Here is a 12,768-nt window from a genome sequence, read left to right on the forward strand (position 1 = left end):
CACCGGTAACGCGGCTCTGGCTCGCAGACCCGGACTCCTCGATGACGCCGCCAATGGCGCCGGGGTTCAGAGTGGCAGGGTGTCAGGCGAATACCGTCTCTGTACACTCTGTAAAATTTGTGATAAAATATTCCGAGAACCAGCGTATTATTTGAATTCTTTTTCCCAGAAATAAATAAAACTATCTCTCCAATTCTCTAATATTTTATAAAATTCGTCTGAATCTATATACAACTCATCAATCGAATGAACCTCACTAGAATCTAAACTAGGATTCCTGAAAGCGACCAAACGCACTTGGTTATCGCAGTCAAATTGAACGATATGACTTCCATCATCAAATGCCGCGTCTCCGTCGGGAGCCATTATTAGTTCACGCCTAATCAAATCATCACGGATCTGATCCAAAGTGAATCTTTTAACACTCTCGAAGTTCTGCGGATCCTCATAAATAGAAGAATACACATGATGGACAAGTTCGCCTGCCGACAAATCAAACCCGAATGAACTGACGTGAGTTCCGCGGCGTTCAAGCCGACGCTGTATAGCATCGAAAGAGCAAGCAAGTAATGTTGCATCACTCTTGCGAACGCCATAGATTTTATCTTTAACATATATAATGAAATATCCCAGCGCTCGCTGACTTGGGCGCGATAGGAAATTTTCTACACCAGATTCAATAGCAAATTTTTTTTGATTTCCTGAAACTATAATATACATTATTTAACTCCAAGAATTCTTCGGATCTCTATTGGAATATTTTGCGCCCTGATTGGATCGACACCTCCTGTCGATCCGTTCCAATGCGTCTCGCCATTACTTGGCTTTGAGAACCTATGTATTATACCGTTCGAATCCTTCGACCACCTTACACCATTCTTATCAACTATAGACTTTTCATATAACTCATCGACATTCTGCGGCTCCGGGCTATTTGAGTTTCTGTGATGTTTAGGATTCGATATGCGCCTTGGCTTCTCATCATCCTCCGGCCCACCCGGCGCGCCGCCAGCGGCAGCGCCAGCGGAACTGTTTCCTGCGGCGCCGGTCTGTGACCCCTGCCCCTTGCCCGGCGTACTGTTGTAGACAACCTGCACCTGACCGCCGCTCGCCTGCCGGGCGGCGGAGCGCAGCTGGTCCGGCGTCATTGGCTTGCCATCAACCGCGCCGCCGATCAACGTATAGCCGTAGCCCGTGGCTTCAACCTCAAGCACGGATACCACACCATCCGGGGAGGTCGCCGTAATCGTGCGGATCCGGTCCGAGCCATAGCCCGTCAGCCGGACCACCGTGCCGTCATCCAGCGTCTGCGTTTCATCAATCGCACCGCCGGTTTCCCTCGTCGATGCAAGCCAGAAGCCACCGGCAAGCAGCGCCGTTGCGGCAACAGCAACTGTGGCCGCACCCCTGACTTGCTGCACGATCTGAAGACAGTTCATCGCCACATCCGGCGGGATGATAACCATTTCCCCGCCGATGGAGATCTCGCAGCTTATCGCCGCGTAGGCAGGCGGGATCAGCCAGTCGAACAGGCTGGGCCGGGCATCGCTCCGCCGCTGGCCGCAAGCGGCAAGCTGGGCCAGAACTTCAGGATCATCGGCATGGGCGGTAATCAGCTTCGCCGCTCATCCGCAACGATGACCACCCGCTATAGTGCAACCACGCACGCACCAGCTTGCGCCAGAATGCCGGCAGGCGGCCCTTCTGCCGGTCGGATGCCAAGGTATTGGATTGAAGAAGAACGCGAAGATTTAGATAACTATCTTTCCCGCCGAAAGATCAAGCAAAAACCTGAACAAACCAGCGCCGTAAGCCTGCTCGACCCCCGGGCCAATTGCGTGAATCTTGGTCGCAGGAGAAGCAGACGTATCGAGATAGAAGTAAACCCCAGAACCGTCGTCACAAATAGGGATAAAGCTTTGTCGATCAGTACCAACCTGGCCCCACTCCCGCAGCTGCTTGGTCACGACAACAACGTCCTCCCATTGTGGTGGATCGTTTTCCTCTGCCTTCGGAAGCCCATAGACATGAATACCATCCGCCAGCACAGCGCCATACTCCCGCAATAATTCACGATATTCGCTTGGAAATTGAACGCCTAGTTCAGATTCAGCCTGTTCAATTACCAAGTCATCGACAGGACCAGAGATAATCCCGGCCCGGCACAACTGTTCGAAATTCTCACGCTCCATTCCCATGAATACTCTCCTAAGGAGTGCCCAGCCCCGAGTTCACGAAGTCTTGATACCGTTGCTTCCAATATGTTTCTGAATAGCCAGATTGACGCACAGGCCCTCCCGGTCCCGGGATGTGCAACGGCCCGCCAGTCGCAGAGTCATAGCGATTCTGCGACCGCGTCACTTCAATCAGCTTTCCTGTCTCTCGCCCAACATGGTGCAACTGGATTCGCTCCCACTGACCATCGGCACCACGAACAAATGGCGCTTGACCATTTTTCATAAGGTTGATGTTTTGCGGGCTCAGTTCAATATCTGAACGCTGAATGATCAGTTCATTGCGGTGCCGTGTCACTCCTCCCCAAGTGGTGCTGTTACCAAATGTCGCTTCTGCGTTCGCAAGGAACTGAGCCTCGTTTGCATTCCTTGGCTGAATCGAGGAAAATCTTCCCGATCCCGTATTCGTTACATCTGGCGCCTTGTTATGGACAGCCTTCCCCGTATACCGTCGGCCACCGAGACCGATCAGGACAGCGGCGGCTGAGCCTGCCACGAGCTTGAGATCCTTCCGGTCGGCTTCGTTAAAACCGTGCTTGCTGGCAATCGCATCGATCGCCAAGGCGACGGCCTCGTCGCTCAACTCGCCCAGTTGGCCAAGTTCCTGGAAAGCCTGCTGAATATCCTTGTAGGCCTGCGGGTCGTAGCTCTCCACTATGTGGCGCAACGCTAGGTCCCGCATGTACCCCGAAGCCATACCCATTGCGTTCAGGAACTGAATGGCGTCCTCATCAGGCAGAAGGGCCCGCAGGGAGGCTGCAATCGTCCTGATGGACGCGGGAAGTTCAGCTGTCCCGTCAGATTCGCCCAGATGTTTGTCAGCATATTTCTCGATAATAGCCGCAAGTATCTGGACGCAGGCTTCCCTTTCCCTTGCAGTAAGGTCGGCAATCTTGACGCCATCCTTGTCCACCAGAGCGCAACCGGATGAAGCATGTGCAGGCGAAACAATCAGGTCCCAGAAGTTGAACCCTTGTTTGCCGGAACAATTCACAAGCGCCTGAAGATCGAAGCGTCCCTCCTTTATCGCAGCGGCGACTTTTTTCGCCGTCTCCAGTTCCTCCGGCGTCAGTTCTCCAGAGCGGCTCAGAGCCTCTCCAACCTGGGCAAATGCCTCGCCAAGCGCATTTCCAACGACTTCGATGGCGTCAACAGCCGCCCTCACACTCGTGTCCGAAACATAGAGGTCAAAGCCCTCTTCGGTCTCGCGGGTGACTTCGATGACCGTGTCAAGGTCGCGGTTGAGGCTGGCGAGCTGGGTGTCCGTGGCCGCCTTGTCGGAGGCTTCTTCCGCATCCGCCTGCTTGCGCAGGGCGGCGGCGGTGGCGGGGTCGCCGGAGGCTTCTGCTGCGTCGGCCTCAGCCCGCAGCTTTGCGGCCGTCACGCCGTTGCCATCCCCGTCCCGCACCACGATGGTGCCATGGCCGATCGTGGCCTTGGCGATGCCTTCCCTCTCTGCGTTGGCATAGGCCCCTTCGAGCGAGCCGCCGGGCGAGACGTCACCCTTTTCCGAGACGCCCACAGAGACATTCACCCCGCCGGAGACATGCCGGTTCGTCTCATGCAGGATGAGATCCTGCGTCCCGAGCGTCTCCGTCTCCAGCGCCAGTTCGCCCGAACGCGAGCCGATGACACCGCCCGTAACCTGCGTGTGGCCGCCAACCGTGACCGTCAGATCCCTGTCGGTGACAATGCCGGACGGCGTTTCCACCCAGGCCCGGCTTTGCGAGCCTTGCGCAGCGTTGACCCCTGCATTGGCGCCAAACTGGCCGGTGGTGAAGTTGTAGCTGACACCGGCGTTCATGCCCTTTGACGCGCTGGAGCCAGTCCCTGCGTCCAGCTGGCTTTCCACCGTCAGGTCGCGGCCCGCCTCAACTTCTGCTGACCGGGCGTCAACAAGCGCGCCCTTCAGCGCAATGTCGCGTCCGGCTGAAATATCCGCATGGCCGCTAACCGTGATGTTGGTGTTGGTGTGGGCCGTCTGCGCGCTGGAGGAGGTGCCGTTCTGCGCCGAAACGCTGGCGCCGACACTGACGCTTTCCCCCTTCATGCCAACGCCCACCGTCACGCTGACACCGGCCGAGCGCGACGAACTGGACGTATCCATGCTGGTGGTATTGACCGCGGACTTCAGCTCGATGTCCCGCCCGGCGGCGATCAGCGCATCATTGCCAGCATCAATCTGCGCGCCTTGCGAGACGATGTCCCGCCCGGCGCTGATGATCAGATCATTCCCCGCCGAAAGGGTCGTGACACGGGCTGCCTCTCCCGACTGGCTGCTGCTGCTCTTCGAGCTGGAAGCACCGACGCCAAGCGTCAGGCTGGCGATGGTGCCACCCTTCCATTGCTTTTCATCTTGGCCGGAGACGGTTTCCTTGCCGAACATCCCGTCAAGGGCGTTGACCGCATCCAGGATTTTCAGGCCACCGGAAGCGGCGGAGAGGGCCTTGTAGCCAAGATTGCCTTTGCCGCTGCCAACGGTCTGCACCCCCGAGACAATCTTGTTGCCTGCGTCGATGAGGGGGGAGGCGGCGGAGACGGTGGCGCCGATGAAGAGGTCGCTTCTGTGGTGGCTGGCGGCGAAGCTGTCGGTGGCGGCCAGGAGGTTGACGTCACCGCCTGCGGCCAGTGTCAGATCCTCGCCCGCCATCAGGGCCGTGCCCGTGGCGTTGATGTCCTTCGCGGCGGTGACCGTCAGGTTCTGACCGGCGCTGATGGCGGACATGATATTGGTGACGCCGGAGGTGGAGCTTTCCTCCTTCGTGCGGCGGTAGCCGGCGGAGAAGCCGGAGCCGCCCGGGCTGCGCCCGGCAAAGAGGCCGGACTTCTTCTCGAAGGTGTAGCTGTCGAAGGCGGCCTGACCGGTGGTGAGCGTGACGCTGTCCCCGGAGAGCGCCACATCGCCCGCGCCGATGATGGTGGAGCCGGTGACGGTCAGGTCCTGCCCGGACCTGAGGCTGACATCCCCGCCCGCAAGCAGCATGGAGCCGGTGTAGACATCCTCGCTGGAATTGCCCCGGCTTTCCTTCTTGCGCAGGAAGCCGCTGGACTTCGAGGCATAGGACTCGCGCTGGATGGAGTTTGCCCCTTCGATGGAGAGGTTTCCGGCGGCGGCAACGGCAAGATCCTCCCCGGCCAGCAGGCTGCTGGCGGTGATGGCGGTGTCCCCGCCGGAGGTGATCTTCAGGCTGCCGCCCGTATCCACCAGGGAACCAACGGTCTGGCCGTGGTCCTTCACGGAGTGGTGGCGTTTGGCCGTCTGCTCCGTGCGGTGACGGTTTTCGGCGGAGGCGATGGTCACGTCCCCGCCTGCGGCAAGGCGCGTGTCCCCTGTCGCGGCCAGGGTGGAGCCAAGGACCGAGAGATCGCGGCCTGCCGTCACGGTCAGATTGCCGCCGGCATCCAGCAACGAGCCCTGATGGCTGGTGATGTCCACGAGGGTGCTGCTGCGGCCCCCGCCGATCCGGAAGCTGGTTTCGGTCTTCAGCGTCTCCAGCTTCACATCGCGCCCGGCGGACAGGCGCATGTCACCGCCGGAAGACAGGGTGCCGCCCATGCTGGTCAGGTCCCGCACGGCGTTGAGGCTCAGCGGACCGGAGGCGGTGATGGTGGCGCGCTGCTGGTTGGTCTGCATGGTGCCGCTGAACACGTCCACGGTGCGCGCCAGCGTTTCGTTGCGGATGTCCTGCCCCGTCAGGCGGATGCTGCCGCCGGTGATCTGGCCGGAGAGATTGGCCAGCGTGCCGCCTGCGGTGAGGTCCATGGTGGCGGCGGACAGGGTGCCGCCGAAGTTGACGAGGTCGCCGCCCGTGCGCAGGGTCATGCCATTGGAGGCAATCATGCTGCCGCTGTTGGTCAGAGATCCCGCCTCCAGCGACACGCCGCTGCCGGTGATGCGCGCCCCGGCCAGCTGCACATCCGGCCGGTTGCCGGGGGCAAGATAAAGCCGGGGCACAAGCACCTTCTGGCCGTTGACGACGGCTTCCTCCAGCCACACCACATCCACGGTCAGGGCCGCGATCTGCTCCGGCGTCAGGGCCACGCCCGGCGTCAGCTGCAGCGCGCCCTGCATGGTCAGCGCGTTGTCGTAGAGCAGCTTCACCGTGTCATAGTCGGTGTAGGTGCCTGCCAGCGCGCGCTTGCCGGTCTGGCGCAGCAGCTGCTCGCGGATGAAGTTGGTTTCCACATAGGCATCGCCCAGGCGCTTCTGGGTGATGTCCGGGTTGAAGGCCGGAAGGCTGTTGAGGAAGCGGTCCGAGGCGTAGAAGCGGCTGAGATCGACGAATTCCGGCCGCGTCTCAAAGAGGAACTTCGCCTGCGGGTTCTCGCTGACGATCGTCAGCGCCGACACCGGCAGAACCAGTACCGGCAGCGGCAGGCCGGTGGTGGCGGAGGTTGCGGGACGGACGCTGGAACCGGAGACAGGGCCAGAGACAGGGCCAGAGACAGGGCCAGAGACAGGGGCAGAGGCAGAGCCGGACGCGCCCGCCGGCAACTGGCCGGAGGCGGAGACGGAACCGGCAATGCCGCCGGCGGAGACGGAACCGGAAACGCCGCCACTGCCTGCCAGCGAGCCCGCCAGCGTGCCGGAGGCATTCACCCCGCCGCCAGAGCCCGCCACGCCGGAAACCGTGCCCGCACTGCCAAGGCTGGAGCCCGGCAGCTGGCCCGGCATCAGGAAGTCGGTGGAAGAGCCCGAGGGCACCCCTGCGCCGGAAGACTGGCCCACCTGCCCGGCATTCTGGCGGATGGAGACATTGTCCACCTGCCCGGTGAAGCTGCCGCTGAAGCTTCCCCCTGCGGCGATGATGGCCGGGACGGAGCCTATCGTGGCTGAGGAGGCGGTGGTGCCGAGGTCATCCGAATACCGGTACTTCCAGGGCTTCCGCTTGTAGACATCCCGGATCGTCGTAACGATTAACTGCTCGACAAGCTCCCGCCCCTTGTTGATCAGGGAGCCGCCCTCCATGCGGATGTTGCCGCTGGCAGAGATCGTGGAATATTCGTTGAGGATGCTTCCGGCACTGATGAAGAGGTTGCCACCGGCAAGCATCTGTGCGGGTGCCCCGGCGCTGGCAAAGACTTCGGTGATCCGCTTAGTCGTGACGACTTCAATGAAATAGAAGCTGTTGTACCGTCCCTTGTCGATCGATTCGGTGCTGACTGTTTCCGTTGTGGTGACGCTGGGGGCCGTGCCGCGGTTGATGACGGAGCCTGCCCGGATCGACATCCCGCCGGAAATCGCCTCGATATGGCCAAGCTCGTTGACGACGGAACCCGCCGCCTGACCTGCGGCAAGGCCGCCGATGGTCAGGTTTTCTGCGGCCAGCATCGTGCCGGTGTTGAGGAAGTTGCCGCCCAGCGAGAGGTCGAGGTCGCCCTGCGCGGCCAGAATGCCTTCGTTGTAGGTGTCTCCCGTGACGCGCAGCAGCGCATTGCGCACGGCGCCCAGTCCGCCCAGATGCACAAGGGAGCCCCCGGCAAGCCGGATATCGCCGCCGCTGGTGGTCAGCATGCTGGTCTGGGTGTTGCGCAGCTCCCACAGGGCCTCAAGGCTGATGTTGCCGCCCGAGCTGATGCGCCCGTCATGGTGGATGACGGCCGCCTTCACCCCGAGGGTGCCATCCTGGGAGGCCATCAGGCTTCCGGCTGTGGTGGTGAAGGCACCGGCAACCGTGGCATCAAGGCCCGCCGCCAGCTTCAGCTCGCCCGTATGGAACCACGTGCCGGCATTCAGCGTCAGGAGGCCGGAGCGGACGGCGACAGAGCTGCCCGCCTGCGTCACCAGCTGCCCGCCGGCCGACAGGGTGGCGTTGCGCCCGGCGCTGACAGCCCCTGCATGGGACCACACGTCTGCGGACAGCAGCAGATCCCCGGCATGGGCCGTCACGGTGCCGCCCGAAAGGGTGGAGAGCGTGCCGGAGAGGTTCGCACTGAAGCTGCCAAAGGCCGCTGCCTCGCCTGCGTGGGTCCAGTTGCGGGCTGTCAGCGTCAGCCCGCCGCCCTGCGCCACCAGCAGGCTGGCTGTGTCCGTGTAGAGATCCTCCGTCAGCCGGATGGCAAGGCTGCCGCCTGCTCCGGCCTGGCCGTAATTCACCCAGCTGCCGGCCGAAACATCCAGCGTGCCGTTCCGGGCCAGCAGCAGGCTGCCGCCCGCCGCCGTCAGGCCACCGGCCAGCACAAGCCGCAGATCCGTGCCGCCCGCCGCCCGGCCGAAGTGGGTCAGGCTGCTTGCGGAGAGGTTCAGCGCACCGGACTGGGCCGAAATCAGGCTGGCCGCGGACGTATCCATCGTGCCGGTCAGGCTGGCGGTGATGCTGCCGGTAGCACCGGCTTCAGCGGCATGGCTCCAGCTGGCGGCCGTCACGGACAGATCGCCCGCCTGTGCCGAGACAAGGCTTCCGGCCAGCGTGACAAGGCCTGCGGTCAGAACCGCAACAATGTTTCCGCCAGCACCGGCCGCCCCGCGATGGGTCCAGCCCACAGCGTTCAGATCAATATTGCCGGAGGCGGCCGACAGCACGCTGCCGGAGGCTGTGGTGAGGCTTCCAGACAGATCCGCTGAAATGCCCCCGCTTGCGTTCACCTCGGCGGCATGGCGCCAGTTTGCGGCGGAAAGATCGAAGCTGCCGCTGCCGGTGTGAATCAGGCTGCCTGCGCCCGTGTCCACATCAGCGGAGAAAACGGCTTTCAGCCCGGACGCAGCGCCGGCCTGCCCGGCATGGCCCCAGCTTTCCGCAGCCAGATCAAGCCGCCCGCCGGAGGCAAGGATCACGCTGCCCTGCTGCGTGGCAAGGGCACCGGACAGACGGGCGGTCAGCGATCCGCTGGCCGTGGCCTGCCCATTGTGGGTCCAGGCGCCTGCCGCCAGATCCAGGTCTCCCGCTTCTGCGGCCAGCAGGCTGCCGGTCAGCGTCCGCATCGCCCCGGACAGCGTCACGGCCACATGGCCTGCCGCTCCCGCCTGCCCGCCGTGGGTCAGGCCGGAGCCCTGCAAGGTCAGGTCGCCCCCTTCGGCGAGGATCAGGCTGCCCGTTGTGGTCTCGATGGCGCCGCCAACATCCGCGCTCACGCGGCCACCGGCACCGGCCTGACCGGCATGGCTCCATCGCGCCGCTTCAAGCAGCAGGTTGCCGCGCTTCGCCAGAATGATGCTGCCCGCAGCGCTGTCCAGCGCCCCGCGCAGCCGCAGGCTCACGCCCTCCGGCCCGGCCAGTTCCCCTGCATGAACAAGATTGGCGGCCTCAAATGTCAGCGAGTCCGAGCTGGCGATCAGGCGCGCACCGGACAGCACGGTTCCGTCCCCGGACAGCGTCACCGCGACATCGCTTGCAGCACCCGCCTGTCCGCCATGGGTCAGGCTGCCAGCCGTCAGGTCCAGATCGCCCCCCTCGGCCAGGATCAGGCTTGCCCCAGTGGTCTCAACCGCACCGCCGATGACGGCGGTGACACGGCCACCGGCACCTGCCTGCCCGGCATGGGTCCAGCGGGTTGCCTCAAGCGTCAAGCCGCCCTGTCTTGCAAGAAGTACGCTCCCGGCGGAACTGTTCAGCGCCCCGCGCAGACGAAGCCTCAGGTCTTTCTGCCCAACCAGTTCACCCGCATTGCCAAGATGAGCGGCGTCAACCGTCAGGGAGCCTCCGCTTGCGATCAGCCGTCCGCTGGACAGCACGGTGCCATCGCCGGACAGCGTCACGGCCACATCGCCTGCCGCTCCCGCCTCTCCGCCATGGATCAGACTGCCAGCCGTCAGATCCAGATCACCGCCCTCGGCCAGGATCAGGCTGGCTTCTGCGGTCTCAACCGCACCGCCGATGACGGCGGTGACACGGCCACCGGCGCCCGCCTGCCCGGCATGGGTCCAGCGCGTTGCTTCAAGCCTCAAGGCGCCCTGTCTTGCAAGAAGCACGCTTCCGGCGGAGCTGGATAGCGCACCGCTCAGGCGCAGGCTCAGGTCTTTCTGCCCAACCAGTTCACCGGCATGAGCGAGACCGGCAGCGTCGACCCTCAGGGAGCCTCCGCTTGCGATCAGCCGGGCGCCGGAGAGCACGGCTCCGTCCCCGGCGAGCGCTACGGCGATGGACCCTGCCGCTCCCGCCTGCCCGCCGTGGGTCAGCGTACCTGCGGTCAGATCCAGATCACCGCCTTCGGCCAGGATCAGGCTGGCCGCCAGCGTCTCAACCGCACCGCCGATGACGGCGGTGACACGGCCACCTGCACTCGCCTCTCCCGCATGGGTCCAGCGCGTTGCCTCAAGCTGAAGGCTGCCGCCGTCCGCCAGAATGACGCTGCCTGCAGCACTGTCCAGCGCGCCGCGCAGCCGCAAGGCCAGCGCAGACCCTGCGGCCAGTTCACCCGCATGGGCGAGATTGGCTGCATCAAGCGTCAGAGATCCGGAATTTGCGATCAGGCGGCCGCCGGAAGCAAGGCTTGCGTCCCCGGCCAGGGTCACGGCCACAGTGCCTGCCGCACCGGCCTTTCCGGCATGGGCAAGATTGCCTGCATTCAGCATCAGGCCGCCCGGACCGGCGAGGATGAGACTTCCCGCATTGGTCAGAACCGCACCGCCGATGGCGGCTGTCAGCGCGGTATGGGCGCTTGCCTCGCCCGCGTGCTGCCAGCTCGCCGCCCGCAGATCGAGTGCGCCGGTCTGCGCCTGTACAAGGCTGGCGGCATGGGTCTCAAGACCACCCGAAAGCACGGCGCGGATGGTGCCGGAGGCCGCTGCCTGTCCCGCGTGAGACCAGCTGGCGGCGTTCAGCGTCAGGTTGCCCCCTTGTGCGAGGATGAGACTGTCTGCCTGCGTGTTGAGCGCGCCGGACAGGCCCGCCGTGAGAGCACCGCTGGCCGTGGCTTCGCCGCCATGGGTCCAGTTTGCGGCGTTGACCACCATGCTGCCGGAATGGGCGGCCATCAGGCTGCCGCTGCGGGCGGCAAGGTCTCCGGCAAGGGTCAGCGTCAGGCTGCTGCCCGCCTCCAGCTTGCCCGCATGGTCCAGGGCAGCGGCGCTGAGGCCGAGTGCCCCGCCCTGCGCAAGGATCAGGCTTCCGCCCGAGGAAGCGAGCGCGCCGGACAGGGCGATGGAGGCATTGCCAACCGCGCCTGCCGTGCCTGCATGGGTCCAGTTTCCGGCCGAGAGGATCAACGGGCCACTGCGCGCCAGAAGCAGGCTGTCCGTGCTGGTCGTGAGAGCATTGCGGCCCGCGCCGGGCTGGCCGCCGCCAAGGGCGATCGAGAGGCTGCCGCCGGTGATCTTGCCGCCTGAGGCAAGGCTGCCGCCGCCGGTGAGCGTGAGGGCTTCGCCTGCCGACAGGGTCTGCGAGGCCGCCACATCCACATTGCCGCCCGCCTCGATGCCGAGATTGCCCGTGCTCTGGCTGGCGCTGCCATCACCCGCCAGCCCGGCGGCGAGGACATCGCCCTTCAGGCTGACATCGCCGCCGGATTTCAGCGTCACGTCGCGCTGCGCGCCTGCCACCACATGCTCCAGCACGCGGATCGCGGTTGCGCCCTGCAGGTCCAGCGAGGTGCCCGCGTGGAGATTGCCCTTCACGGTCACATCTGCCGAGCGGGAGCGGGCCTTGATGGCGCCCTGGGAGACGGTCTTCTGCATCACCAGCTTGCCATCGGCGGTCAGCACCATGCCGCCGCCACCGGCCGACATGTTCTGCGGCGTGCGCACGCCGACGCCCGCCTCCGTGCCCTCCAGCGCAATGCGACCGGCATACATGCCGCCAAGCGCCGAGGAATCGATGCTGAACTCCGGCTTTTCGCTGCCGTCATCCGCCTTCACGGCCTTCACCGTGCGGGTGGCGTAGTCCACATCGTTGCGGCCGGTGATGACGCTGACATCCTGCCCGTGCAGCACGCCGTTGATGGCAAGGCCCCGGCTGATGATGTCGAAGTAATCCGCCTGCCGCGCATCCAGCCCCATCGCGCCGATGGTCACCATGCCCCGGTCAACGGAAAGGCCCGTCAGGGCGCCGGTGGCCGGATCAAGCACGGGCGTACCCGTGGTCAGCGTTGCCCGCGGCGTGCCGATGAAGCCGCAGCCGTTGCAGGTGATGCCGTTGGGATTGGCGAGGATGTAGTCCGCGCGCGCGCCATGCACTTCCGTCGCCCCCTGCAGCAGGGACGGATTGGTGCTGGTCACCTCGTTGAGGATCAGCCGTGCTTCGGGGCTGGCGGCCAGATTGGGGTTTGCCACCACCATGCCGCCGAGCTGCGACTGGCCGATGGTGCGCGCGTTGTTCAGGATCAGGCCCTGTGTGCCGACATTGAAGTCGCTGAACTTGTTGTGCGACAGGCCGGAGCCGTTCGGCGCGGCGATGTTCACCAGCGGCACGCCATTGCCCGCCGTGGTCACCTGCGGCAGGTTGGCCGCCGGTGCAGAAGGATCGGCCACGACTGTCTGGGCATAGACCGCATAGGACGTCTGCAGCAGCAGGCTGGTGGCTGTCAGCAGGGAGACAGAGGCGGAAGCGGCCTTGCGCAGGCGGCGGCTCAAAAGGCTGTTCAGGGAAGAAGACATGCT

4 protein-coding genes are annotated in these 12,768 nt (G+C 64.0%); all 4 read right to left on the minus strand.

Annotated elements, in window-relative coordinates:
- Positions 1-147: 147 nt before the first annotated feature.
- Positions 148-720: an Imm42 family immunity protein gene (locus H163_RS24020; protein ID WP_081626036.1), complete on the minus strand. Its 573-nt coding sequence runs from the start codon at positions 718-720 to the stop codon at positions 148-150.
- Positions 720-1,466, minus strand: coding sequence for a hypothetical protein (locus H163_RS23735; protein ID WP_019965425.1), 747 nt, complete (start codon positions 1,464-1,466; stop codon positions 720-722). The genes H163_RS24020 and H163_RS23735 overlap by 1 nt, the downstream gene beginning before the upstream one ends.
- 285 nt (positions 1,467-1,751) lie before the next feature.
- The gene (locus H163_RS0115050; protein WP_115336657.1) at positions 1,752-2,198 is read right to left on the minus strand and encodes an SMI1/KNR4 family protein; all 447 of its coding nucleotides are present in this window, start codon (positions 2,196-2,198) and stop codon (positions 1,752-1,754) included.
- A gap of 10 nt (positions 2,199-2,208) precedes the next feature.
- A complete protein-coding gene (locus tag H163_RS0115055; protein ID WP_019965427.1) occupies positions 2,209-12,765 on the minus strand; it encodes a two-partner secretion domain-containing protein in 10,557 nt (3,518 codons plus the stop codon).
- Positions 12,766-12,768 lie beyond the last annotated feature (3 nt).

This window comes from Pannonibacter phragmitetus DSM 14782 (assembly GCF_000382365.1).
Lineage (GTDB): Bacteria > Pseudomonadota > Alphaproteobacteria > Rhizobiales > Stappiaceae > Pannonibacter > Pannonibacter phragmitetus.